General features: G+C 54.9%; 23 protein-coding genes. 5 read left to right on the forward strand and 18 right to left on the reverse strand.

Features of this window, described 5'->3' with window-relative positions:
* Positions 1-137 precede the first annotated feature (137 nt).
* From WC184_02670 to menC, 14 genes are all read right to left on the reverse strand, one after another.
* Positions 138-1,061, reverse strand: a complete 924-nt coding sequence (locus tag WC184_02670; protein ID MFA7476784.1) for an FtsQ-type POTRA domain-containing protein — start codon at positions 1,059-1,061, stop codon at positions 138-140.
* Positions 1,061-2,044: a UDP-N-acetylmuramate dehydrogenase gene (murB, locus tag WC184_02675; GenBank protein ID MFA7476785.1), complete on the reverse strand. Its 984-nt coding sequence runs from the start codon at positions 2,042-2,044 to the stop codon at positions 1,061-1,063. Before murB ends, WC184_02670 begins: the two co-directional genes overlap by 1 nt.
* Complete coding sequence (gene murC / locus WC184_02680) at positions 2,037-3,443, reverse strand: UDP-N-acetylmuramate--L-alanine ligase (GenBank protein MFA7476786.1); 1,407 nt, start codon at positions 3,441-3,443, stop codon at positions 2,037-2,039. The genes murB and murC overlap by 8 nt, the downstream gene beginning before the upstream one ends.
* Positions 3,436-4,599 (reverse strand): UDP-N-acetylglucosamine--N-acetylmuramyl-(pentapeptide) pyrophosphoryl-undecaprenol N-acetylglucosamine transferase, encoded by a 1,164-nt coding sequence (locus WC184_02685; GenBank protein MFA7476787.1) that lies wholly within the window; start codon positions 4,597-4,599, stop codon positions 3,436-3,438. The genes murC and WC184_02685 overlap by 8 nt, the downstream gene beginning before the upstream one ends.
* 18 nt (positions 4,600-4,617) lie before the next feature.
* Positions 4,618-5,820 (reverse strand): putative lipid II flippase FtsW, encoded by a 1,203-nt coding sequence (gene ftsW / locus WC184_02690; GenBank protein ID MFA7476788.1) that lies wholly within the window; start codon positions 5,818-5,820, stop codon positions 4,618-4,620.
* The gene (gene murD / locus WC184_02695) at positions 5,817-7,259 is read right to left on the reverse strand and encodes a UDP-N-acetylmuramoyl-L-alanine--D-glutamate ligase (protein ID MFA7476789.1); all 1,443 of its coding nucleotides are present in this window, start codon (positions 7,257-7,259) and stop codon (positions 5,817-5,819) included. Before murD ends, ftsW begins: the two co-directional genes overlap by 4 nt.
* Complete coding sequence (mraY, locus tag WC184_02700; protein ID MFA7476790.1) at positions 7,259-8,308, reverse strand: phospho-N-acetylmuramoyl-pentapeptide-transferase; 1,050 nt, start codon at positions 8,306-8,308, stop codon at positions 7,259-7,261. Before mraY ends, murD begins: the two co-directional genes overlap by 1 nt.
* Positions 8,308-9,795: a UDP-N-acetylmuramoyl-L-alanyl-D-glutamate--2,6-diaminopimelate ligase gene (locus WC184_02705; protein ID MFA7476791.1), complete on the reverse strand. Its 1,488-nt coding sequence runs from the start codon at positions 9,793-9,795 to the stop codon at positions 8,308-8,310. The genes mraY and WC184_02705 overlap by 1 nt, the downstream gene beginning before the upstream one ends.
* Positions 9,752-11,674 carry a penicillin-binding protein 2 gene (locus tag WC184_02710; GenBank protein MFA7476792.1) on the reverse strand — a complete coding sequence of 641 codons (1,923 nt, stop codon included), beginning with the start codon at positions 11,672-11,674 and terminating at the stop codon, positions 9,752-9,754. Before WC184_02710 ends, WC184_02705 begins: the two co-directional genes overlap by 44 nt.
* The gene (locus WC184_02715; GenBank protein MFA7476793.1) at positions 11,671-12,054 is read right to left on the reverse strand and encodes a hypothetical protein; all 384 of its coding nucleotides are present in this window, start codon (positions 12,052-12,054) and stop codon (positions 11,671-11,673) included. The genes WC184_02710 and WC184_02715 overlap by 4 nt, the downstream gene beginning before the upstream one ends.
* Entirely contained in the window at positions 12,051-13,085 is a 1,035-nt protein-coding gene (gene rsmH / locus WC184_02720) for a 16S rRNA (cytosine(1402)-N(4))-methyltransferase RsmH (protein ID MFA7476794.1), read from the reverse strand. Before rsmH ends, WC184_02715 begins: the two co-directional genes overlap by 4 nt.
* Before the next feature lie 263 nt (positions 13,086-13,348).
* Complete coding sequence (locus tag WC184_02725) at positions 13,349-13,768, reverse strand: cell division/cell wall cluster transcriptional repressor MraZ (GenBank protein ID MFA7476795.1); 420 nt, start codon at positions 13,766-13,768, stop codon at positions 13,349-13,351.
* Positions 13,769-14,041: 273 nt separating this feature from the next.
* Positions 14,042-14,767 carry a hypothetical protein gene (locus tag WC184_02730; protein MFA7476796.1) on the reverse strand — a complete coding sequence of 242 codons (726 nt, stop codon included), beginning with the start codon at positions 14,765-14,767 and terminating at the stop codon, positions 14,042-14,044.
* A 17-nt stretch (positions 14,768-14,784) separates the two neighbouring features.
* Positions 14,785-15,999: an o-succinylbenzoate synthase gene (gene menC / locus WC184_02735; protein ID MFA7476797.1), complete on the reverse strand. Its 1,215-nt coding sequence runs from the start codon at positions 15,997-15,999 to the stop codon at positions 14,785-14,787.
* Between the two features lie 552 nt (positions 16,000-16,551).
* Between menC and WC184_02740 the strand changes: the two genes are divergently transcribed.
* The 3 genes from WC184_02740 to WC184_02750 are packed head-to-tail and all read left to right on the forward strand — an operon-like array spanning position 16,552 to position 20,962.
* Complete coding sequence (locus tag WC184_02740) at positions 16,552-17,520, forward strand: MoxR family ATPase (GenBank protein ID MFA7476798.1); 969 nt, start codon at positions 16,552-16,554, stop codon at positions 17,518-17,520.
* Positions 17,521-17,523: 3 nt separating this feature from the next.
* The gene (locus tag WC184_02745; protein MFA7476799.1) at positions 17,524-18,732 is read left to right on the forward strand and encodes a DUF58 domain-containing protein; all 1,209 of its coding nucleotides are present in this window, start codon (positions 17,524-17,526) and stop codon (positions 18,730-18,732) included.
* A 4-nt stretch (positions 18,733-18,736) separates the two neighbouring features.
* Complete coding sequence (locus WC184_02750; protein ID MFA7476800.1) at positions 18,737-20,962, forward strand: DUF3488 and transglutaminase-like domain-containing protein; 2,226 nt, start codon at positions 18,737-18,739, stop codon at positions 20,960-20,962.
* Between the two features lie 91 nt (positions 20,963-21,053).
* On the opposite strand, the gene WC184_02755 is transcribed toward WC184_02750, so the two are convergent.
* From WC184_02755 to WC184_02770, 4 genes are all read right to left on the reverse strand, one after another.
* Positions 21,054-21,461, reverse strand: coding sequence for a DUF3040 domain-containing protein (locus tag WC184_02755; protein MFA7476801.1), 408 nt, complete (start codon positions 21,459-21,461; stop codon positions 21,054-21,056).
* Positions 21,462-21,534: 73 nt separating this feature from the next.
* Complete coding sequence (locus WC184_02760) at positions 21,535-22,827, reverse strand: DNA polymerase IV (protein ID MFA7476802.1); 1,293 nt, start codon at positions 22,825-22,827, stop codon at positions 21,535-21,537.
* Positions 22,828-22,835: 8 nt separating this feature from the next.
* Positions 22,836-23,321, reverse strand: a complete 486-nt coding sequence (locus WC184_02765; GenBank protein MFA7476803.1) for an NUDIX domain-containing protein — start codon at positions 23,319-23,321, stop codon at positions 22,836-22,838.
* A 12-nt stretch (positions 23,322-23,333) separates the two neighbouring features.
* On the reverse strand, positions 23,334-24,074 hold the full coding sequence (locus WC184_02770; protein MFA7476804.1) for a polyprenol monophosphomannose synthase: 741 nt from the start codon (positions 24,072-24,074) through the stop codon (positions 23,334-23,336).
* A gap of 40 nt (positions 24,075-24,114) precedes the next feature.
* Between WC184_02770 and WC184_02775 the strand changes: the two genes are divergently transcribed.
* Together WC184_02775 and WC184_02780 are read left to right on the forward strand one after the other, a co-directional pair.
* Entirely contained in the window at positions 24,115-24,456 is a 342-nt protein-coding gene (locus WC184_02775) for a hypothetical protein (GenBank protein MFA7476805.1), read from the forward strand.
* The gene (locus WC184_02780) at positions 24,453-25,316 is read left to right on the forward strand and encodes an inositol monophosphatase family protein (GenBank protein MFA7476806.1); all 864 of its coding nucleotides are present in this window, start codon (positions 24,453-24,455) and stop codon (positions 25,314-25,316) included. Before WC184_02775 ends, WC184_02780 begins: the two co-directional genes overlap by 4 nt.
* Positions 25,317-25,367 lie beyond the last annotated feature (51 nt).

Genomic DNA, 25,367 nt, shown 5'->3' on the forward strand with positions numbered 1-25,367 from the left:
TAAATCTTAGGTTTAAATATAGGCCACTATGGGCCTCAACCTCAGGTACTGAATCAGACTCTATTAGTTTCACGGAAGTCTAGCCAAGGTTCTGGGCTGGGAATGCGCGTAGGTCATTTAGTGTTATCTAACTACTTTCAATCTTGTTCGCCGCTGCTTCCAGCCATGCTGGAATCGATTCTGGTAACCACCGGATCGGATGGAACTCGAACGTCAATTACATCGAGATCGACCAGGTCAACCTGTGCCACAACCAGCGATGCTGAACGCAGCTGTTCATGCGGGTTACGAGCATCACCGAAACGAATTCGACCCGCAACCGCGGTCTCGGACTCTTCGGTGCTCGGGTTGTCGGGTGGAGCGTCATTCGACTCGCCCACCAATTCGAACCAAATCTCACCGGCGGCGTCGAGGTAAACCCTATGCACCATGGCAGCTAGATCATCGGGCACAGCCGTAACCAATGAAATTAACTGATCCGGTACGCTTTCCAGCTTCTCGCCCAATGTTGGTGATTCGATACCCGAAATTGTGGTTAGCGCCGCTAGCTCAACCGCATTGGTGGCATTGGTAGGGCTTTTATAATCGCTTACCAACCCGAGCACTTGGCCCGAAGCATCAATCAACCATGTTTGTGAACGTCCATCTTCCACGATGGCCGCGGGCACCCGTTCATTAACATTCACCAAAATCTTGCCCGACCAGCTGCGTTCAACCTGGGCGTTTTGAACCCAAGGTAAAGCAGCTACCCCCTGGGTGGCTTGTTCCAAATTCACGTCGGTTAACGCATCGCCCAAGCTAATACCGCTGGCAGAAATAATGTCAGCCTCAGCGGTGCTTGTAGCTCCGCTTATCACAAACTCGTCGACATCAAGCAACGGACTGCGAGTGAGACCCCATGCCGCCACTAACAGCACGGTTAGCGCCAAGGCAACCACCAAGCGTCGTAGGCGCTTTCGCCCTTGGGAACGTAAAACCTCTATTCGTCGAGCTCTTAATCGCGCATCCATGCTCGGTGCTTCTACCGGCTGCATTGGTGTTGTTACAGGCGTAGGTTCCACTAATCAGCCTCAGCGTTGCCGTCGATTTCAAGCTCGCCCAACTCGAGACCGATTAAACGGGTCTCCGGTTCTAATACCACCCCGGCATGCTGATAAACCTTTTGGCGTACCAACCTCATCAATGCCACTACATCAGCGGCTAAGCCGTTCGGGTCAACCTGAATAAAGTTGGCATGCTTGGTGGAAACTTCGGCACTGCCAACTCGCAACCCTTTGGCACCAGCCGCGTCAATTAAGGCTCCGGCCGACGCTCCGGGTGGGTTGGTAAAAACCGATCCAGCGTTGCGTCCGCCGGGCTGGTTTTCTCGCCGCCATTTAACGATCTGGTGGATCTCGGCTTCAGCGGCTTCGGCACTGCCAGGCCGCAACTGGAACTCGGCTTCAAGCACCAACTGGTGGGCCTCCAGGTTGGAATGACGGTACGACAAATCAAGTTCATCAACGGTGAACTCGCTGATCGTGCCCAAATACAAATCGGCCACCTTTGCCCGGAATAACACGTTCGAGATCATGGAGCCATGGCCGCCAGCATTCATTCGCAGCGCCCCACCTACTGAACCCGGTACACCCACCGCCCACTCAAATCCGGTCAGGCCAGCCCCGGCACTACGACGTGCAACTACCGGCAAACCGGCCGCTGCTCCAGCTCGGATGACATCACCTTCGATTTCAATGTGGTCGAATCCGTGGCCAAGGACCACCGCCAAGCCCAAAAACCCATCATCAGAGACCAAGAGATTCGAGCCTTTACCCACCGCCAAGACCTTGGGGCGATATTTGGCCGTGACTGACAAAAGCAGCTCGATATGGTCCCACGAAGTTACCTCAACCAGAACCTTGGCCGAACCACCAACTCGATAGGTGCAGCGCGGGCTGAGCGGCACATCTATTTGTGCCAACTCGCCTAGTTCGTCTGCTAAGGCCACCAAATCGGCTTCACGGCCAACTTCGCGCAACTCGTTCTCGCCACTGGTATTAGCCATGATGCAACTGCCTTGGAGTCTCGGCTTCTAACGACGCCAAAAGCTCATCGCCAAAATAGGTAATAGACCCCGCCCCCAAGGTTAAACAGACGTCACCTGGGCGCAAGATGCCCATAACTGTTGGTAATACATTCCCAGGCTCTTCAACACTATAAACCTCTACTTGAGGGTTGGAGTTTTGAATAGCGTCTACAACTAAAGCCCCGGTGATCCCTTCGCGAACCGGTTCACCTGCGGGGTCAATGGCCGTCACAACCACCACATCGGCGGCCGCAAAGCTCGGGCCAAATTCATGCCCCAAGTCGGCGGTTCGGCTGTAGCGGTGGGGCTGGAAAACCACTACCACCCGGCGCCAGTCCCCTTGGGCGGCGGCTTCCACCACAGCTTGCACTTTGCCAGGATTATGGGCGTAATCATCGACCACCTCGATTCCGCCGACCGTACCTTTGCGTTCGAAACGGCGACTCACCCCGGGATAGGTGACAAGCGCTCTAGCAGCATCGGCTGGGTCAACCCCCACTACCCCTGCGGCAAGAATGGCGGCCGTAGCATTCAGGGCGTTATGCAGGCCAGGTTCAGGAATCGTTACCGGTACCACTTGGCGATCCGGCATCGCCAGCTCAAAAGATATTGAGGCACCACTCGGACGTAGATTCTCAATGCGTGCCTCGGCATCGCTACGAGTACCAAAGCTCAGCACTGCCAGGTTCTGCACCAATTCCCGTGCCGTATCGCTGTTAGTCCCTACGATTTTGGTACCAGGGGCATTGGAAATAAAGGTGGCAAACGCCTCTTTCAAGGCTTGCCGACTGCCGTAGAAATCTAAGTGATCGTCGTCGACATTTGTGACCACCACATGCTCGGCACCTAAACCCAAGAAAGTGCCATCGCTTTCATCGGCCTCAATAATCAGCCACTCGCCATCTGACCAGGCAACCCCACCAATATCACGACCAAAGTCGCCGCCCACGATGTACGACGGATTCTGATTTGTGGCCAAGAGGATATGAACCAGCATGGCAGTGGTTGTGGTTTTTCCATGGGTACCCGACACCGCGATGGTTCGCCGCGTGTGAGCTATTGCACCCTGGAGGGCTGGCCTGGCGATCATTGGAATCCCACGACGACGGGCCTCATCTAGAATTGGATGGTTCAACGGCGTAGCGGTTGAATACCCGACCAGCTCTACCTGGGGCGGCAGCACAAAATCTTCGCCGGTGGTAATGGTGACACCTAGGGCACGGAGACGATTTAGTACCGGCAATTCTTTAGGATCATAACCAGAGACGGTATGGCCCATAGCCAAGAGAATTTCCGCCATGGCACTCATGGCTTTGCCCGCCACATTCACTATGTGAATGACACTTGGACGATCGAGATCTACAGCGGTACTAGTCACGGGCATACTCTTCCACCAACCGTGCCACCTGCGCTGCGGCATCACCGTGCCCAACTCGTCGTGCGCCTACGCGGGCAGCCTTCTGGTGATTCTCATCAAGTAGGAAATGGTTCAAAGCAGACTCGAGGCTTTCACCAGAAACATTGTGGTCATCTAAAATTACCGCTGCCGCTTCAGCTTCTAGAACCATGGCATTAGCGCGTTGAGCATCGCGGGGTGCAATAGGAAGCGGAACCAACACCGAAGGCAAACCCACCACCGCCAGCTCGGCCACGGTAGAAGCCCCGGCCCGGCCCACGAAAACATCAGCGGCCGCCATTAGTTTGGGGGTCTGTTCTTCGAATTCCACCTGGCGGTAACGCAAGCCTGTGTCGTCCAATTGAGGAACACGGGCGTGTTCACTTTGCCAGTCCCGCCTGCCAATGACGTGGTAGATAACGACGTCGCTCCGGCTTCTCCAACGCTCGGCCAGTTCGATCACCGCTCGATTAACGGACCGTGCTCCTAAAGAGCCACTTTGTACAGCCACCAAAATGTCATCATCACCAACGCCAAATTCGCTACGCAGGCTGCGGCGTTGTGTTGGATCATCGGCAACTTCGGCTGCTTTCACAATCTCGTGGCGGATGGGGTTACCTGTGACCACGCCGTTGGGTAAATCGGTGCCTTCAAAAGGCAGTGCACAGCGTTTAGCGAAGCGACCGGCCAGTCGATTGGCCAGCGAAGCTTTCGCATTTTGTTCGGTGACGATAATTGGCACTCGCCAAACGATTCCGCCTACCACACCAGGTACCGCGGCAAAGCCACCAAGTGCCAAAATCACTTTGGGTCGTATCCGGCCGACGAAACGAATGCCGCTAATAACCGCTCGCACAATGCCCCAGGCGGCTTTTAAGTTGGCGAAATTCAATTTACGGCCGTTCAGCCCGCGCCCCGGTAACAAGGTGACCTCGAAACCCGCGGCGGGAACCATGTCGCCCTCGGCACCTCGGCTAGCGCCTAGAAAGTGAATGCTCTCTGGGGTGTGCCCCATCTCTACTAGCGCTTGGGCCACTGCCAGACCCGGAATAATGTGGCCTGCGGTACCGCCACCAGCGACCAAGCACCAAATTGCGGCCGTTGGCTTGGAAGGCCTGAGTTCTGAGGTAGTCACCATCGTTCTATTCCGGCCCGCTTAGGCCGAGGTAGGTACTTCAGCCGCCATTTGACGACCAACCGGACGGGCCTGGCGAGCGATGTTTAGCAAAACTCCAGTGGCGGCCATGGTTGAGACCATTGAGGACCCGCCGAAAGAAACAAAAGGCAAAGGGACTCCGGTGACGGGCAAGATTGCGATGGCAGCACCAACATTGACAAATGCTTGGACGGCCAACCAGGTGGTAATTCCGGTCGCTACCAGGGTACCAAAGCGATCCTGTGCACGAAGCGCAATCAAAATGCCAACCACGCAGAGCAAAACAAACAAAAGGATCACAAGAGCGGCACCGTATATGCCAGTCTCTTCGGCGATAATGGCAAAGACGAAGTCGGTATGAGCAAAAGGTAAGAAACCCCATTTGGCACGGCTGGCCCCTAGACCTACCCCACTTAAGCCGCCCAAGGCAATGCTCACCATTGACTGAATAGTTTGATAACCATCACCCAGCGGGTCATCCCAAGGACGTAACGAACCCACAATTCGCGCCCGCCGATACGGCGCGGCAAAAGCCAAAACGGTGGCCAAACCGCCAGCAGTCATGGCGGTAACCCCTAATGGTAAAAGCGGCATGCCCGACACAAACAAGATGGCGGCCACGATGGCACCGGTTACTAATGTGGTGCCCAGGTTGGGTTGGAGCATCAACAAGAACGCCACGGCGCCAGTCATCAGCAGCACAGGTCGAAGGGTAAGCCTCCAGTTCCCCAGCTTGTGCACCCGACGTGACAACAAGTCGGCGCAAAAGAGAATTAATCCGAACTTGGCGAACTCGCTTGGCTGGATCTGGATGGGACCTGCGCCGATCCAACGGGTTGACCCATACACATTGACCCCGATGCCAGGGACCAGAACCAATATCAAAGCCCCAATCGAGCCCAGCAATATGGGAGTAGCTAACTTGCGCCAAAACCTATAGTCAATCCGCATCGTGATGAACATCACGGCGAAACTTATGGCCAGCCAGATGAGCTGTCGTTTGGCGAAATACCAGGTAGAACCGAACTGATAAAGCCCCACCACGCTCGAGGCCGAGACCACCATCACCAAACCAATCACACACAACAGTGTGACCACGCTTAAGAGGCCGAGGAATAAACCGGTTCGCCGACCGGTAGGGCGACTAAGGCCAAGGCTGGCCCAAACGCTGGCGCTAGGCGATGACTCAACTATGGCGGTCATGACCGATCCTCATTGCTGTTGACGTGGCGTTCTTGCTTGGTTTTTCCACCAACTCGGGTGGTTTGTCGATGAATGAGAGCATTCACACAGGCGATGAAATCATGGCCTCGCTCTTCGTAGTTGCGATACCAATCGTGTGAGGTACCGCCGGGCGACAATAAAACAGCGTCACCGGGTTCGGCCGCCGCAAAAGCCTTATTAACCGCCTCTTCCATAGTGGTGGCGTTGACCACCGGAATTTGATGCTCGACCATCAGTTCGGTTACTTCGGCTGCGGCATCACCAATGGCAACTGCTGCACGAAGATGGTTGGCATGGGTAACAATTGGCTTATAGCTAAGACCTTTGTTCCTGCCACCGGCGATCAGCACGATAGTACCCAGCCCATCAGTAGCGGTTTGCACAGCTTCTGGCACCGTAGCTTTCGAGTCGTTGTAGAACCTGATGTGATTCAGTTCAGCAACGAATTGCATCCGGTGGTCTAGACCATGAAAGTTACGAAGGGTGGCTGCAATTGCCGGTGCCGAAGCACCCATGGCCTGGGCCGTGGCGGCCGCCGCCAAAGCATTGGCAAGATCATGTGGTAAACGCCGGGGCAGTTCTGAAATCGCCACAATTGCATGGCCGCTCGCATCAACCAAGTAGTCGCCTTCTTGGTGAAAATCACCCTGTTCCAGATCGAACGAAACCGCTTGGGCAGCACCCAAATGCTTTCTTACCGTAGGGTCGGCAGCATTGTAAATCGCGATGTCGCTAGGCGCTTGCCAACGAAAGATTTGGGCTTTTGACTCTTCATAAGCCGCCAGCGAGTCGTGCACGTCTAAATGGTCGGGAGCAAAGTTCAGCCAAGTAGCCACCTTCGGGACAAAATGAGCGCTATGTCCAAGTCGAAATGACGACGCCTCAACCACAAAGACCTTCAAGTTTGGGTCATCAATAGCCGCGATATAAGGCACATCAGTATTGCCCACCGCAGCGGCTTCGATTCCGCTCGCGTTTAGCATCTCGGTCACTAAAGTGGTGACGGTAGTCTTGCCGTTGGTACCGGTAATAGCGGCCACCGGTCTCGTGTCCCATTGCTGTGCCAAGTCGAATTCAGATCGAATCGGTATCCCGTGACGCTGTGCAGCCACCATGGCCGGATGAGCATCGGGGATACCGGGACTCGGCAAAATTCGCTCACTCCGGGCCACCAAATCGGCTACCTCTTGTGGCGTTGGCGTTTCCAAGAGCTGAAAACCACCAGCGATCGCAAAGTTGCGGGCCGCGTCGGTAGGAAAATCATCGATAGCAGTCACTTCAAACCCACGCACTAGCAATGCATGGGCCACGGCACGCCCCGTCACCCCAAGCCCGATGATCAGATTCGCGATGGTGGCATTGCCGGGCTTCATTTCAGCGGTCGTAATTTCGGTGGTCGTAATTTCGGTGGAGTTCATTAGGAACCAACCACCAATTCACCAAGCCCGGTGCTAGATAGAAAATCGGCGTAGTAACACCCAAGCGCTAACGCCGATGATAAGCCAGCCAGAATCCAGAACCGCACAAAAATGGTGCTCTCGGGCCAACCAAGCAGCTCGAAATGATGGTGAATCGGCGACATTCGAAAGATTCGTTTGCCAGTGAGACGGAATGAACCAACCTGCAAAATGACCGACACGGTCTCCATTACATAGAGGCCACCGATTATGGGGAGCAGTAGTTGAGTGTTGTTAGCCAACGCCAAAGTGGCAAAAGCAGCCCCAATGGCCAGTGAACCAGTGTCACCCATAATTATTCGAGCTGGAGCAGCATTCCACCACAAGAATCCGGTACAGGCGCCCACCATGGCCGCCGCGATTACCGCCAAGTCAAGGGCATGGCTATAGCCATAAAAGTCGGTGTTTCTGAAGCCCCAAAAACCAATTACTAAAAAGGTAAAGAAACCCAAAATGGCGGAACCAGCGGCCAGCCCGTCAAGCCCGTCGGTAAGATTCACGGCATTGGTGCTACCCACAATGAGCAACAACGCCCACACCGCCCAACCAGCGCTACCCAAATCGATTCCGAATTGACCGGCGCGGGTGAATGACAAAGTGGTAGATACGTTAGTGAAAGCCAGCATCAAGACGATGAAGGAAACCGCAACGACCAAAAGACCAACCGACTTGGCCCGCTTGCTCAAACCTAGATTGCGTTCGCTGCGAACTTTGATCCAGTCGTCTAAAAAGCCTACAAATCCGGCACCAGCAATGGTGAAAACAATGATTAAACCGGTGCGCGTGTAGGTTCCACGAACCATGTTCGTGAAGAAATAGGCCACCAACAGGCTTAATACAATGCCAATGCCACCCATGGTCGGGGTGCCAGCTTTAATGATGTGCCCGTCGGGAACATCTTCGTGGATAGGTTGACCAATGTGCTTGGCTTTGAACCAACGCACCAAAAAATGGCTGGCCGCTAGTGAAACTGCCATGGCAATTCCGGCCGCTAGCAACAACCTAACCATCAATTAGCCTTCCCGAGCCGAAGATATTCCTCTTCCACCACAGCGCTATCCCGAAATGGGAAAAATTCGCCGTTGATTTCCTGAGTTGATTCGTGGCCCTTACCGGCGATCAAAATAACATCACCGGGTGCCGCTCGTTTCAAGGCCAACGCAATAGCGCGGCGGCGATCAACCTCGGCGGTAACTGAATCTTGATTAACGGTGCCTTCCACAATACTGGCCATAATCTCAGCTGGATTCTCGGAACGAGGATTGTCACTAGTCACGATGACGTTGTCGGCCAATTCACTGGCAATGCGACCCATCGGGGCCCGCTTACTTTTATCGCGATCGCCACCACAGCCAAACACCACGTGCAGTTGATGTCCGAGGGCCAACTCTCGGGTTGCTTCTAAAACTCCGGCAAGACTATCGGGAGTGTGCGCGAAATCTACTATGACCGAAAACGGCGCTGATAACGGAACCGTTTCGAAACGGCCTGGAATCGCAGCCAAATTAGCCAACCCTGCCACCACCGCCGCGTTCTCAACTCCCATTAATTTCGCTGCTGTGGCCGCGCCCAGGGCGTTTGACACGTTAAACCGACCGCCCAATGGCACCAATACCTTCTCATCGTGCCACTTGAACGATGATGACGACGGGGCGAGCTCTACCTCGCCAATATCGGCCATCGAATAGGTGTGGGTCGGGATTAGCGCAGCGTCACGCAACAACCGACCATATGGATCATCAAGATTAACCACCGCCGCCGCAGCCATATCGGGCTCAAAGAGACGCGCTTTGGCCTTGAAGTAGTCGTTCATATTCTCGTGATAGTCGAGGTGATCGCGTCCAAGGTTGGTAAAGACCGCCACATCGAAGTACGTGCCATCTACCCGATGTTGCGCCAAAGCATGTGATGAAACCTCAATGGCTGCCACCTCTACCCCAGCATCGGCAAAACTAGCCAAACGTTGCTGCAACTCTGGGGCTTCCGGAGTGGTGCGGGGACCAGATAGTGTTCCTAAAACCTCAACCTTTTTCCCCGCGGCCCGAAAAATAGCGGCCAACATGTGAGTCAGCGTGGTCTTACCATTGGTCCCGGTAACTCCAATCACCGACAAGCGACGGCTGGGCACCCGATAAAAAATATTGGACACCGCTGCCATAGCCCGGCGAGCATCGGTTACCACAACTTGCGGAATGGGAAGGGGCAATTGGCGCTCAGCTACGAGCGCCACGGCACCATTTGCTATGGCCGCTTCTGCGAAATCGTGCCCGTCATGGCCGCCGCCCACCACACAGATGAACAGGTCACCAGGGCCAGTACTCCGCGAGTCGTAGCTGATCCCACCAACGACCAGCTGAGCTGCCTCTTGGTCAACGCCAGTAGTTAAAATTCCGCCATCTAAGGCAGCCACGGCGTCGACCAACTCACTTAAGGGCGCCTGATAAGGCTGGCTCTCAACCATTGTCACGACCAAGGGTAGAACCTGCCGCAGCTTCATTGCGGTCACCACCGCTGGAGACACTTGAGGTGTTAGTTGCGTTGGCAGTAGCAGCCCGGGCTCGCAATCTGGATGACGATGCCGCACCAACTGTCACGGTGTTGGCATCGTTACTACCTGCAATTTCCGATGGCGCAATGTCTAGTTGGGTTAAAGCATGTTCGGTGATTCGTGAAAATGCTGGCGCCGCGGCTGAACCACCGGAATGCACGTTGCGTGGCCCATCCAGCACCACAATCACTGAAACCCTCGGGTCTTCCAGCGGGGCAAAACCCACAAAGGTGGCCATGTAGTCTCGCCCACCACCAGGCTTTTCAAAGGTGCCATTGGATTGCATTTTCCAAGCGGTGCCAGTCTTGCCGGCCACGTTGTAGCCAGGAACGGCCGCCAAGGTTCCGGTCCCCTCGGTCACGACCTGGCCTAACATTTGGGCCATTTGGCTGCTGGTTGCTTCCGAGATAACCCGATACGGCTCGGGTGTAGTTAAGGGAATACTTTGACCATCGGCATCGATACGAGCGTCGACTAGTCGCGGTGCCACATAGACACCTTTATTCGCAATAACGTTGTACGCCGAGAGCACCTGTAGCGCCGTGGTTCCCACACCGGTACCTATGATCACACCAGCGATATCCGACCCGTGCCACGATTCGACCGGGCGTACCACGCCCGACGATTCACCGGGAAAGTTCAAACCGCTGGACTTGCCAAAGCCAAACCTGTCTACATATTGCGCCACTTGAGAACGTCCAAGCTCCATTCCCAACCGAATGGCACCCACGTTGGAAGACTCAACCAGGACTTTAGACACCGGCCAGGTTTCGGTTCCATGCAAAGTGCTGTCTTGATAGAGATGGCCGCCCACCTCAATTCCGTACGGCACTTCAATAAGCCGATCAGGTGTACTCAGCCCTTCTTCCAATGAAGCCGACAAGGTAACCAGCTTCATAACAGAACCCGGCGCAAAGGTATCGATCAACGCCCGGTTGTAGCTAGAAGGCTCGACCAGAGACGTTTCCTTGTTGCGCGACATATTGGCCATGGCCAAAATCTCACCGGTACCGGGCACCATAACAATTAGTGTCCCGCCCTGGGCCTCGGTTTCCTCGATTCGTTCCTGCAGAATCTCTTCGGCCATAAACTGCATGCCTCGGTCAAGACTCAAACGAACACTATCCCCAGCTCGCGCCGGTTTACTTTCATGTTCCCCAACCGGAATAGCGACGCCAGCCAAGCTCCGCTCGAAAAACAGCTCGCCAGGATCGCCAGTTAATACATCATCAAATTGTGCTTCTAAGCCGGAAATTCCAAGACCGTCAATGTCGGCTTGGCCCACGATAGAACGAGCCATGGCTTGCGCCGGATAGATACGTTTTGGTTCTGGCTGTACGTAAATGCCGTCAAGCTTCAACGAACGAACCTGGGTGGCGATATCTAGGTTGACCTGGCGACTCAGATATTCAAATGCTGAATCTCGATCGAGTTTTGCCTGCACCACATCGGTTTCAAGCTCTAAAACCGAGGCCAGCTTGGCAGCCGGATTGACACTGGGGTCAACCGTTCGCGGATCAGCAATCACACTGTAGGCCGGGATCGACAAAGCCAACTCGGCACCGCTGCGGTCAAGAATGGAACCGCGGCTGGCTGGCAAGGTTTGCGAGCGCATGCGCTGCGATTCTCCATACGCCACTAAACCCGCCGAATCGATCACTTGAAGGTCAATCAGTCGACCCATAATTCCAGCGAACAACAAAGCTAAAGTCAGCAGCAACACGCCGAGGCGGCGCGATGGAGGCCGGGAGCGAAGCAGTCGATCAGCGTTTGAGTTTACGTTTCGGGCATCGGCTGTGTCGATGTCCCCCCAACCTCGCAAGCTCATTTACCAGTCGCTAGGTACAGCCGCTCTTCAGGTTCGATCATGCCCAGGTCGCGAGCCGCACTAGTAACGGCCACCGGGGCTTCCAAACGGGCCAGTTCTACGCGCTGGGCCTCAATCAACCCCTTGGTTTCAGACACTTGTTGTTGAACATGTTCCAGTTCGAACTGCGCTTGTACCACCAAGGAGTGCATGGCGGCTAAAGCCAGCAATCCCGCAAAAATGGCTACTAGGGAAAGAGTGGACCAGAGGCCAACCCGGATCTGTTTGCGGGGGGCGGTCTCAACCAGGCGCAGTGTGGGCCGTTCTGGCACCACACCCGGGTTAAATTCTTCTAACGGCGCAACCGCTAGGGCTGATCTGGGATCAATGACGACGCTCACGCGTGGCCCCTTTCAAGTTTTTCTACTGCACGCAAACGCGCACTAGCTGCACGATGATTGCGTTCAAGTTCTACGGCCGACGGAGTCCAACCACCCCGGCGCAAAATACGGACTTCCGGTTCGGCACCACATACACAAGGCAAACCAGGCGGGCATTGGCACCCACCCGACTCAGCATTTAAAAATTCACGTTTGACGATGCGGTCTTCACCGGAGTGATACGACAGCACCGCGCAACGACCACCGCTTCGCAACACCTCAATCGCCTGTCGAAGCGAGCTGGCCAAAATATCCAATTCAGCGTTGACTTCAATGCGAATAGCTTGGAAGGTGCGAGTTGCGGGATGACCACCACGTCGCCGTGCCGGAGCGGGAATAGCGTACTTGATGATTTCAGCTAGCTCGGTGGTGCTGGTAATTGGCCGGGCGGCCACAATGGCTTGCGCTACACGACGAGCATGGCGATCTTCGCCAAAACGAGCCAAAACGCTGGTCAGCTCGCCCAAGGAATAAGTGTTTACCACTACCTCAGCGTTCAGACTTTGAGAAGGGTTCATCCTCATATCGAGGGGGCCTTCACTGCGGTAGCTAAAACCCCGCTCGGCGACATCCAGCTGTGGTGAACTGACACCAAGATCGAAAAGGACACCAACGGCATCCACCTGGTTGTGCCAGGGTTCGAGGCGGTGAAACAGTTCTTCAAGCTGATCGAAACGACCGTGTACCGTTTGAACGCGATCACCGAATTTGCCGAGACGTTCACCCGCCGCTGCTAAGGCCACCTCATCTTGGTCAATACCTAAGAGACGCAGGTTGGGGTGAGCTTCAAGTAAGGCTTGAGCATGACCACCACCACCTAAGGTGGCATCAATGACCACACCGCTTGGCACGGAAGCGAATAGTTCAACCACTTCGTCCAACATGACCGGTTGATGATTGAAAGCTGAGCTTTCCATGGCCGCTCGACGTTCATGCGAGGCCGCAGCAGTGTCTTCGGAGTTGGTTAGGGCTGGTGGTACCGAATCAGGCAATGGTTGATCTTGGTGATTGTTGCCGTTCGTTTCACCACGGTTTCCTCGATCAGATGCGCTTACCAGCAACCCCCCGGCCGTCGAACGTTCTTCGGGATTTCTCCCCGAATAAACAAGATGGGAAGCGGGTGGAGTAGGGGCAAGCCATCCCAACGGTCGGGAGGTTGCTCGTGAGCTATCTGTGGGTCGAGTGTGGGTGGTGGTGGGATACATGGGCGGAGATTCGGGTTCTTTTTACATTGACTGTTTCGTTACTCGCTGATTTAAATTCCTAATTCTGAAACCGCTTCTGCCAGGCTTGTTTCCGAATCTTCGGTGAGGTTCTGCCAGTTGTCGGCACCCCAGATTTCAATTCGATCGAAGCGGCCGTTAATCACTAGGTCTTTCCCAAGTCCCGCCTGATCACGCAGGTGTTGGGGCAATGAGATTCGACCTTGGCTATCGGGTCGGACTTCGGCGGCTGAAGCCATAAACACCCGGAAAAACTTGAGGGTGGCCTGACCTTGTTTCACCCTTGAGTTCCATTCGTTGGCAATGTTCTTGAACTCATCGGGTGTCCACACGCCAATGCAGTCGCCAAGGTTGGCTGCTACTCCCCCTTCGACGAGGTAGCCGCGAAACGCTGAGGGAAGAACTGCTCTTCCTTTGTCGTCGAGCGAATGCTCGAACGTCCCAACGAACACGGTGCTCCTACCTGGTTTCGGAGAATAAAGCCTGACTGTGGATGTTTCGTGGATTGGCAATAGACAAGCCTTGCCGTTCCACTGGGTGACACAGTATGCCCCATTCCCCCCCACGTCAACCCACTTTGCACCACTTTGCCCCAGAGTAACGACAGCCTGAGACACTTAAGGCTCGCCGGAGGAGAGCTATCTAAGAAGATTCGAGCATGTTTCCCCAGCTAGAAGCGCTTTTAGCTGCTTAAGGAAATATTTTGGGGATGGAAGTGGCGGGTTTTACCTATTCCCGTCGCCTGAGCGTCGCAAGACATGCTTAAGAGCATCCGCGAGCCGCTTCTGATCCAGCGCGCGGTAGCTGGTGGTACCGGTGAGGACCTGAATCAGCGAGTTGGCCTCATCTGCGGAGGCATTGAAGTATCGCAGCAGGTCATTACTCGTGTCGTGGTGGTACATGATGGTTTGAAAACGAGCACCATAGCGAGTACGACGTTGCGAGATACCCACCAGTTTTCGCCCGTCAGCAGCGAGTACCTCGCCACTACCAATACCCGCGAAACACACCTCACGTGACCAACCAGTCGACATCAACGCACCACGATGCACCGTGGTGTAAACACCCAGAGTCTCTAAGGCCTGACGCCACAGCTCCCCCACTGGGTACATGGCCTGACCAACGTCATCAACCCACCACGGATCACCGACTGGGATCACAAGGTCAAGCCAAGTTACCGCTTCGGGAAGCACCAAAACGGCACCACCGCCGCTTCGGCGTTTCACCAACTCCACCCCGTCGGCTTCAATGGCGTCCATGTTCAGCTGCTTCTCATTTTGAGTGCTGCCTAATACCAACGCTTTGGCGGTGGGCCGCATAAACCAGGCGTAACGACCCCCGTCGGTAGGAAACTCACGACCATGCAGCTCGCCAGCCGTTCCAACAATCACCGCCAAGTTCCATTCCCGAGCAAGGTCGGGGTTGACGTTAGTGGAAGGTTCGGAGTTCATAGCCGTTTCAAAATGGTTTAAGAACGGGCCTGAAAAACGGCTTGTTCGATGGTGAAATTGATGATCGCATCGTCAAGTAGGTTGCTACTTAACCCAATACTGTCGGGTATAGCGACCGTGCCATCTGCCCCCAAAACCAGCTGCGGAGCGATGTCGTTTTCTAAGTATTCCTCGGTAGGACTTAAATCACTCGGCCTTCCCGCCAGGTTCGCAAGGCCAGCCACTGCTAAGGCCAACCGGCGACCCAAACCCAGTTCGTACATCCCTCCGCAAAACCCGTCGACGCCAAATTCTCCTAACAAATGGTTGGCGTCCATGGTGGGTACTAAACCCCCCAAACGAGCTGGCTTGATGTTAATTAGCCCACCAATGCCAAGTTCTATTACCAGCTGCAGCATCTCGGGGCTTGAAATCGATTCGTCAAGAGCCAACATTGTCTCAAGTCGAGTTTGCCATAAGCCATGAAGTTTAATTTGATGCGCCTTAAACGGTTGCTCAATATAGCTAAGCGAATATTCTTCAAGCTCCAACAAGTCGGCAGCGTGATTAGAAAAACTACCGTTGGCATCTACGGCTAGGTCTAGCGAAGGCCATACCGAACGCAATGCCGCCAAAGGCCGGGTGCTCCACTGGGGCGAGATTTTGATCTTGACGGCTCGATAGCCGCGATCCCTTCGGAGCGCGATTTCATCCACCAGGTCATCGATACGCTCGTTTTGAGCCCGGTCAGCTTGGCCAACACCAACCCCCACTACGGCCCGCGGCACAATTGACCTGGTGCTTGACCCCACCAGTTTTGCCACAGACACGGCATGGGTCTGGGTGTAAAGGTCGGCCAAGGCCATCTCGATCGCGGCCAACGCCATTGGGTGCCCGGTGACATTCTGATTAGGTAGGACCTGATGCTCCAAGAGTTGTGGCACCAGCCACTGGTTCAAAACCGCCCAAGCACCATCGCGCCACTCACTGGTATAGGTCGGCGCTGCGAGCGCCATACACTCCCCAATCCCAATCCGTCCGGCGACATCACGAATCCGCAACAAGATCGACTGGCGAATCGGCTGCGTGCCGTGGGCGGCTTCTTGCGGGCGCACCATTGGTACATCAAGTTTCAAAACCTCAACCGAGACAAACCGGCTGTGATTGCCACTAAGAAATTCTTCGAAACCCTCGAACGTCCCGTTGTTGAAGCCACGGTCATTCCTCATGGCAGCCGATCCGATAGCAGCCATGGCCAAAGCAGCCTTGCTATTAACCTAAAATGCAATGGCATAGTGGAAATCAGCCGTGGCGGAAACGGCATGGATGAGTCCTTTTACACCTTGATTCTGGCGTCAAGCTAGTCATTATTACCGCTTGGTGCGGTACCAATCGCGGCACCAGCTTATATAAGTAACCGTGTCTCTGGCCGAAGGAGCTCGAGCTGAGTCGCCGTAGGCGGTCACGGCCCTAAAACGCCAGTAAGATCGGTCGGGCAGTGGCAAGAACGGAGCTTTCGCCCACCATCGATTGGGCACCAGTGACCACATCAACCGCAACGAGCTGAGCCATAAATCCGGTCGCGACAAGACCGCCTTTACCGAGGCGAGCCAAGATCCTCTCTGTGCTGTTGAATGGGGTTCCACCGAAGTTATCTTAGGCCCGCACAAGCCAAGAGAGCGTAGACACGAGCCACTAAGCGGCCCGTCTTTGGGAAGGAAACCCTCTATTCTGTGGTTTATTGCTTAAAGCCACGGAGGGTGGCCGAGGTGGGCACCAGAGCGCCAGAGGGGTAGTGCAACATAGTGAGCAATTCACCAAAAGAAGATCTGTCAGGCCTCGTGGCCATGGCAGAGGCCGTAATTTCGAATATTGAACAAGTCATACAAGACAAGCGTCACGTGATCGAAATGATCATGGTCGCTATCTTGGCACAAGGCCATGTGCTCTTGGAAGATGTGCCCGGGGTCGGTAAAACCAGCTTGGCCAAGGCCCTGGCCAAATCGATCGATTTACCTTTCGGGCGCATCCAATTCACCCCCGATTTACTGCCCTCAGACGTCGTCGGAATCAGTATTTGGAACCGCAACGACAACTCGTTTGAATTTCGGCCCGGACCTATCTTCAACGGCATCGTCTTAGGTGACGAAATAAACCGAGCGTCGCCCAAGACCCAGGCCGCCCTGCTGGAAGCCATGGCTGAGGAACAAGCCACCGTCGACGGCAAGACCTATCCGCTGCACCATCCGTTCATGGTGATTGCGACCCAGAACCCAATTGAATATGAAGGCACTTACCCGCTGCCCGAAAGCCAACTTGACCGCTTCTTAATGCGAATTTCGGTGGGTTATCCTTCCCCTGACGGCGAGATCATGATGTTGCGCACCCATGGCCAACACAGCGCCCTCGACGACCTGGCGCCAGTGATTGGGCCCGCCGAGATGATTCAGCTGATCAATGAAGTCCGCGATATCCACGTGGCACCGGAAATAGCCAGCTATTTGGTGAACCTGGCTAACACCACTCGCCATCATCCCCATCTCGCCCTTGGTGTTTCACCTCGCGCCTTGTTGTTGTGGCAGCGGGGGGCCAAAGCCGTAGCTGCTCTGGCGGGACGTAATTTTGTTATTCCCGAAGATGTAAAAGCGCTGGCCCACCCGATTCTCACCCACCGAATTATCCTCACCCCAGAAGCACAACTACAGAACCGAAATGAGAGTCAGATTATCGACGAAGTCCTGGCGCAGGTAGCAACTCCAGTTTGGGCTGGTTAAAAGTTGTCCAAACGATTCGCTCTCACCCGCCAAGGGTGGATGCTGGGTCTAGCTTCATTGGTTTTATTCCTAATCGGCCGTGCATTGGGCGCACTAGAACTGATGCTTTTAGGTGCCGCCACCTTGATCTTGTTGGTGCTTTCGATCGTGCGCGCGCTAACGAACCGTCTGCGCTTAGACGCCAACCGAGTCGTTACGCCACAGAGAATTTTCCAGGGGGCACCGTGTCGAGTGGAATTAACCCTTACCAATCACACCCGTCGTAAAACCCCACCTTTGCGCGTAACTGATCAGATGGAAGGTTCGACCCCCATTACCTTTGGGATACCTCTGGTCAGGCCTCGAACGTCGCTGACTATTCCCTATCAGCTCTCGACTCATCAGCGCGGGCGAATTGTTATTGGACCACTTCAGGTCACGGCGCTTGATCCCTTTGTCCTAACTCAAGCCAGCCGGACTCTCGACGTGCTTAGTGAGGTGGTGGTCTACCCGAAGATTGAACGATTGGCCGGACTGCCCGTGGCGACGGGTAGAAACCTAGAAGCAACGAGCAGTGGTCGTTCTTCAGCAGCCAGCGGGGGTGAAGAATTCTATGCCTTGCGACCTTTCGAAATTGGTGACGAAATGCGCCGGGTACATTGGCCTTCCACAGCCCGTTTCGATGAGCTTCACGTACGCCAAAGCGATATGCCGAGCCAAGAGCTGATAACCGTGCTTCTCGATCTTCGAAATGAATCGCAAAGCGCAAGCTCTCTCGACCGAGCCGTGGGTTTCGCGGCCTCCATCTGTGCCGCAGCCGAAGCACGGGGTATGCCGGTACGGCTAGTCGCCACGGACGGCACCGATTCGGGTTTCATTTCGGACCGTGTTTCGCACAACGCGATTTTAGATTATTTGGCTACGGTTGAATTAGGCCGGAACACCAACCTGGGCACAATTCTTAACACCATTTCGGTTCAGGGTGCCGGTGGTGCCTTGGTTATAGTTTCCAGCCGCCTTGTCAGCCACGACCGCACTCGGATTCAAGCCATGGCCCATCAATTCGCCAGCATTACCTATCTGATGGCGCAAGACCCGGAACTACCAGGCTCGACGCAGGATAATAAAACTTATGGTGCTGCCATGGTGCTCGTGCCGCCAGGTGCCAATTTTCCCCAGCTTTGGGCGCAGACCTTAGCGCGTTCCCGCTCTGGTCGAATTATGGGTGGGTGAGATTGTGACCACCCGCGCGCAATACACCTTTTTGGCAGAAATGGGGCTGTTATGCATGTCTTTGACGGTCATATTCAGCTTCAGCCGAATCTTCGTGGGCGGAGATTGGTTATGGCCCCTAATAATCACGGCCGTTTTAACCCACTGGGTTTCGGCCACCTGGCGTAACATCCCCGCACCTACATCTATCCAGATAGCGGCCGTTCTGGTTGGGACTACGACCGCCGCCGCATGGCTTTTAGCACCTGAAACCATGAGGTTCTGGCTACCAAGCGCCAACACCTTCCATCGTTTCGGCGAACTATTGAACCAAGCTGCACATCAATACACCCAGGCGCGGGCACCAATTGAAGCCACCGATGGATTCGTATTAGCCACCATTGTGGGTGTGGTAGTAGTCGGATTGATGGCTGAAATTGGCACCTTCACCATCTTCACGCCACTACAGGCCATCATTCCAATGGTCACCTTGTTTGGCTTGACCTCGGTGTTGGGAAATGGACGTAATGCCACTTTCTTCACCCTCATGTTCGTGGCCTCGGCCACCATGTTTTTCCTCGGCTACAACCGGTCGTTGTTCGATGTCAAACGAACTCGTTGGGTAAACCACAGTGCCGATGAAACTAACTCCACCCTGCTACGAAGCGGCGTAATCTTAGCCACCATCACCCTGGCAGTAATCGCAGTCGTCGGTCCCGCACTGCCCGACACCTTAGAACGCGCCTGGTGGAGCTGGCACGAACCAAACGCCAGCTTGGGAGCCGAGGGAGACCGACAAATAATCAGTCCTCTAGTGGACATACAGGGTCGCCTAGTAAACCAATCTCGAGAGATTGCCTTCACCGTAGAATCACCCCAGGGCGCGTACTGGCGGCTCATGGCACTTGACCAATTCGACGGACAAACCTGGCAAGCAACCTCGAGATTTCGCAGTGTCAACGGACGCTTCGACCTGGCTCTAGAACGCGGCGACGAGCTTATGCAACAGGTACGCATTGAAACGCTCAGTTCTGATTACCTACCCGCCGCTGCTCGACCGGTAGCCGTATTCACCGCCAACCGCCAAGTGGCTTTTGACGACCATTCGACCGCTTTGCTGTTAGAACATCGCACCGAAGCTGGCTTCGAGTACGTGGTGAACTCGGTACTACCCACCTTCGATTCTGAAACTTTACGGACCGCCCCAACCGATCTGCCCGGCGCTTTAGCGGAACGCTATTTGCAACTACCCGAACTTGATCCTCGAATCTACGAACTGGCCACCGAACTCACCCAAGAATCGGCCACACCCTACGATGCTGCGTTAGCACTACAGAATTTCTTCAGAACCGAGTTTGCCTACGATATCGATATTGACTCTGGCTCCGGCGAAACCGCGCTAACTCAGTTTCTCTTTGAAGACCGCCGGGGATATTGCGAACAATTTGCAGCTTCCTACGCTGCCATGGCAAGAAGTATTGGCCTGGCAGCTCGGGTAGCGGTGGGCTTCACCGAGGGTGACCAGTCGCCCACCGACCCTACGCAGTTCATAGTGCGCGGCAAACATTCACATGCGTGGCCCGAAGTCTATTTTCCGTCAATCGGTTGGGTACCTTTTGAACCTACGCCCGGACGTTACTCTCCTGGAAGCGAAGCTTGGACCGCGCTAAGTGCTGAAGTGGCCGAAGAAGAGAACGAGGCCATCAATACCGAGGTCGAAACACCGCCAGCGCTGCCCTCCGATGATTTCTTTCTTCCCGAAGACATTTTTCCCGAATTTGAAACCGGAGCGGTAAACACCCCCGACGACGCACAAAGATCAACGACTAATAGTGGCCTGCGATTGTTGGCCATGGTGTTGGCGACGGTTGTGGGTTGGGTAATCGCCACAAGCGGTGTGCGGCGTTTGCATCGATGGTGGCAAGACCGCCAAGACCGTACCGCCAAAGCAAAAATTCTTCGTGCCTGGCAACGGGTGGAACGCAGCTATGCCCGCCGCGATAGTCATCGCGACCAATCAGAAACCTATGCCGAGTTTGCCAACCGGATTGCTAGTGATCAGCGTAGGCCACAGCCACGATTAGAAGCCTTGGCCAATTTGGCGACAGAGGCCCATTTTGCCCCGCTAGCACCCGAAGGCAGCGATGTGGCGCTTATGCAGCGACTTTCGGATGAAGAAGTTCGCGAGTTACGACACCGCCGAAGCTGGCCAGAGCGCTTGCTAGACGCGGCACGACCTCGGCTCAATTAGCCGAAATATTTAACGCGCTTTATGGGGATGATTCGCCGTAGTTCGGAGGGCTCACCACCGCGTGTGACTTTAGGTGATCGCAGCGCAGCGATTAGCGGTCGTTATCTTCGCCTCGGAAGCGTTCCCGCATCCGTTGACTGGTGTTACCAAAGTAATCTCGCACGCCAGCGTTTCTCACCGCACCGGTAACTTGCTCTAGGCCAGCGCGGCCCAGCTTGCGGGCGTTGCGTTCAAAGAACAGTGCCGAGGTCAGCATGACTAGGAAGCCCAAGAACGCGAACCAGAACGAAATTGACAAGGTCAGCACCATGGCCACTACGCCAGCAACAAACGCCACCGTAGCGATTTTGAGGTTGCGAAAGGCATGCGTGTAGAGAGTGGTGGTAGCAACTTCGTGAGCTAAAGCAGGATCACTCTCATAGAGTTGCGCCTCAATTTGCTTGAGGATGCGTTGCTCCTCTTCTGAAAGCGGCACGGTTACTCCCTTTACCCGAGGCACGATTGCCCCTACATCTCTGAGCTTCAGTCTCGCACACGAGTGATCAATTCACAACGCACCAGATGGCCAAACCCTATTTTTCATTGGGACCCCACTGTTGTGAGCCTCTTCGAATAGGCCTCAGACCTTCATCTGTGATGGTTGCGGCCGAGCCTATGGCGTCTTCCCCAAAACGATCTCGAATGGCATCTAACACTTGGTCGGTGTCGGCCAGATTGGGTTGCCCGGTCGCAAGGATAGGTGGATTCAAAGCAAAACTATCGTCAAAAAACGACAGTTGGCTATTCATCGGTGCTTTGGCCGACAACAAATTCGAAACACCGACCCCCAAAAGCCTTACCCCACGCTCCGGATAAATTCGACGCAGTAATTGTTGGGCCACCTGGGCTATTTCACGAGCCGAATTAGTTCCCTCTTTAATGGTTTGAGAGCGGGTCAAGGTCTCAAAATCGCCGTAGCGCAGCTTTAGCTGCACCGTCCGACCCACTAGATCGCTCTTGCGCAAACGCCTTGCCACGGCATCGCTTTGGCGCAAGACCTCCCGTCGAAGCTCATCAAAATCGTGGATATCAGTGGCGAAGGTTTCTTCATGGCTCACCGATTTGGCAGGGGCGTCGGGAACGACCTCACGGTCATCGATGGCGTGGGCCAGTCGATTAAGCTGTTCAGCCACCCCTCGGCCAACCGCAGCCGTCAAACGGACTAGCGGAACAGCCGCCAAATCACCAACGGTCGTGATGTGCAATACCCGCAGTTTGGCCAAGGTCGCTGGTCCAACCCCCCACAGCCGTTCAACTGGCAGGGCCTGCACGAAGCCAAGTTCTTCACTCGGGGCAAGCACCTTAACCCCAAGCCCTGGCGTTACCTGGTGGTGATTCACTTTTGGTTTAGCGGACACCGAGGCCAGCTTCGCTACAAATTTCGATGAGGCCACGCCAACCGAGGCCTGAAGACCTTCCTCAGCAAAAATACGTTCTCGTATTTTGGTGGCGATCTGATGACCATTGCCGTGCAAGCGTTCCGCTCCGCTCACATCGATAAAAGCCTCGTCGAGCGCCAGTGGTTCTACCAAAGGGGAATAGCTCCGGTAGATGGCCAACAATCGTTTGGAAACCTGCTGGTACAAAGCGTGGTCGCCGGCCAGAAACACCGCCTGAGGGCAGAGCTTCTTGGCACGCGCCGATGGCATTGCCGAAAATACGCCGTATTTGCGTGCCTCATAGGAAGCTGCCGCTACTACACCCCTGGCGCCGGTTCCGCCCACCACCACTGGTAAACCTATGAGTTCTGGCCGACGCAGCAGCTCTACTGAGACGTAGAACGCGTCCATGTCCACATGCAAAATGACCCGAGGGCTCTCAGGCATCGAACGATTCACATTCTCTTGACCACAGTTTCGCCAGGGTGAGCGCCATGTACGTGGTAATTAAACCAGCGACCGTCATCCCATCGCTCTTCCAACCAGGCCTCTAAGGGCTCACGAACCCACGGGTGGTTGGTGGCCAAACGTGCGCTACAAGCCTCAACATGCACCCAATCAGCGTCAATGACAATTCCATCGGGATCATCGATACGGAGGTCACCTTCATAACCAATGGCTAGGTGGGCTTCAAAGCGCATTCGCCAACCCATGTCCGGCGCCACCGTCTCAAGCCTATACAGCGGGCCCAGCCAGTTATTGACCGTAAGGCCCGTCTCTTCAAAGACTTCACGAGCGAGACCCTCGATTAGGTTCTCACCTTCATCGATTACTCCCCCCGGCGGGCTCCAATCAGATCGACCGTTTCGACGTTTGTTGTGTACCAACAACAGCCCTTGCGAGCTCATGATGATGGCACCACCTACCAGCCATTCACGCATAACACCATTCTTTCATGTCTCAGGCGAAGCGGTGCGCCGCCCAACCCTAAAGCGATCACGAATACCCCACCAGGTGACCAACCGCATGGCTTCCACAACAATGGTTCCCGACATTTTTGATACGCCCCGGAGACGATCAGTGAAGGCAATCGGAACTTCCACCACGTCTCCACCGTTACGAACCGCGGCGTAGGTCATCTCAACCTGGAAGGCATAACCTTCAGCACTGATCGTGTCCAAGTTGATTTCGCGCAGGAGGCTCGCCCGGTAGGCACGGTAGCCAGCGGTGAGATCTTGCACCGGAATTTTTAATGCCCAGGAAGCGTATTTATTGGCCCAACGTGACAACAGCAAACGGTGGAACGACCAGTTGGGAATTGACCCTCCTGGTACGTAGCGCGAGCCAATAACCAAGTCGGCACCAGATTCAATGGCACCGTAGAGCTCGGGTAGCGCCGCTGGAGGATGACTGAAGTCGGAATCCATCTCAAACATGACCTCATAGCCATTTTCCAACCCATAACGGAATCCGGCTCGATAAGCCGAACCTAAACCGGCCTTCGTGCTGCGCCGCATAACCGTGATTTGTTGCAGGATTTGGCCGGTGGCCTCGGCTAGATCAGCCGTGCCGTCAGGGCTGTTATCATCGACCACCAAGATGTCGGCTTGAGGCAGGTTTTCACGCGCCGCTTCGAGGACTTCAACAATGTTTTCTACTTCATTGTAGGTCGGCAAAATAATGAGGGCGCGCACGCTGCCAACTCTAGGGCGATTCCGCCTAGCATGGTGGTTAATGAGTTCCATTGATGAGCGCCCCAAAGGCGAGAACCAAAGCCAAATGACCGTGGAAGCGGCTTTGCCATCACGGTTCGCTCGGGCGCTAGCCTTCCTGGCCATCCTGGTGGCGGGTTTGTGCGGCGGCCTTATTGGCTACGCGGTAACCGATTTACAGGTATCCGGCGACGGCGGCGTGGCTGCTGGTATCGGCGGTGTCGTAGGGGCCTTAGGTGCAGCTACCGGAGTTGCCGTGGTGTCGGTTTTGGCATTACGGGCTATGACCGAGTGGCATACTCTTGAAGAACGAGAACGTGCTTTGCAACGTAAACGTGACACACGATCAAACCCCCAACGGTGACCGACAACTTCAATAGCCCCGACCGGACGCGCTTGCATCGCGAGCTGCAAGAACTTGCCTTGTGGGCTTCTGGCGGTGCCGCAGCAATTTTGTTAGAAGCACATAAAAGATCAGGAACACATCAGGTTGGGCTTGAAATTGAGACAAAAAGTTCCGCTACCGACCTTGTGACCCAAGTTGATCGGGCCGCTGAGGAGTTCCTGCGCGAAGCCATCTTATCGAAACGCCCCGACGATGGAATTTTGGGAGAAGAAGGCACCAGCGTGCAGGGAAGCTCCGGCATTGACTGGGTGATCGATCCGCTCGATGGCACCACCAATTTCGTCTATGGCCATCCGGGCTTCGCGGTTTCTATAGGGATTTCAATCGACAATGTTCCAAGCGTCGGGGTGGTTCACGACCCACTCCACGGCGACATTTTTTCGGCGAAGCGTGGTGAGGGTGCATACCGGAATGGGCAAGTTGCCAGGCCGTCACAAGTCTCGTCACTTGAGTTGGCCTTGGTAGCCACAGGTTTCTCGTATTCTGCACAACGACGAGCAGAACAAGCCCACATAATTAATTCACTACTCCCCCAAGTCCGCGATATTCGACGAATGGGTTCGGCAGCTTTAGACCTATGTTCAGCGGCGTGCGGGCGTGTCGACGCTTACTTTGAGTTTGGCTTAGCCCCATGGGACATGGCAGGTGGAGCGATTATTGCCAGCGAAGCTGGCTTGAGCGTTGGCGGGTTAGCCGGAAGCTGGACTTTCGATTCCGATCATGAGTGGCCCGAGGGCGAATATATTATTGCCGCGCCGCCGGAATTGTTTGGGCCATTACGTCAATTGTTGAATGTGACCTCAAATGAAAGCAACTAAGGAATGGCTTTAGAGCTAACCTGTTCAAGTATTAATTGTAGACGTTGGAGC

The organism is Acidimicrobiia bacterium, from assembly GCA_041676705.1.
Lineage (GTDB): Bacteria > Actinomycetota > Acidimicrobiia > Acidimicrobiales > SKKL01 > Actinomarinicola.

Coding starts and splice junctions, on each gene's coding strand:
- murB (MFA7476785.1), bottom strand. CDS start 2,044: ATGGCTAATACCAGTGGCGAGAACGAGTTGCGCGAAGTTGGCCGTGAA.
- WC184_02685 (MFA7476787.1), bottom strand. CDS start 4,599: ATGGTGACTACCTCAGAACTCAGGCCTTCCAAGCCAACGGCCGCAATT.
- ftsW (MFA7476788.1), bottom strand. CDS start 5,820: ATGACCGCCATAGTTGAGTCATCGCCTAGCGCCAGCGTTTGGGCCAGC.
- murD (MFA7476789.1), bottom strand. CDS start 7,259: ATGAACTCCACCGAAATTACGACCACCGAAATTACGACCGCTGAAATG.
- mraY (MFA7476790.1), bottom strand. CDS start 8,308: ATGGTTAGGTTGTTGCTAGCGGCCGGAATTGCCATGGCAGTTTCACTA.
- WC184_02705 (MFA7476791.1), bottom strand. CDS start 9,795: ATGAAGCTGCGGCAGGTTCTACCCTTGGTCGTGACAATGGTTGAGAGC.
- WC184_02710 (MFA7476792.1), bottom strand. CDS start 11,674: ATGAGCTTGCGAGGTTGGGGGGACATCGACACAGCCGATGCCCGAAAC.
- WC184_02730 (MFA7476796.1), bottom strand. CDS start 14,767: ATGAACTCCGAACCTTCCACTAACGTCAACCCCGACCTTGCTCGGGAA.
- menC (MFA7476797.1), bottom strand. CDS start 15,999: ATGGCTGCTATCGGATCGGCTGCCATGAGGAATGACCGTGGCTTCAAC.
- WC184_02760 (MFA7476802.1), bottom strand. CDS start 22,827: ATGCCTGAGAGCCCTCGGGTCATTTTGCATGTGGACATGGACGCGTTC.
- WC184_02765 (MFA7476803.1), bottom strand. CDS start 23,321: ATGCGTGAATGGCTGGTAGGTGGTGCCATCATCATGAGCTCGCAAGGG.
- WC184_02775 (MFA7476805.1), top strand. CDS start 24,115: ATGAGTTCCATTGATGAGCGCCCCAAAGGCGAGAACCAAAGCCAAATG.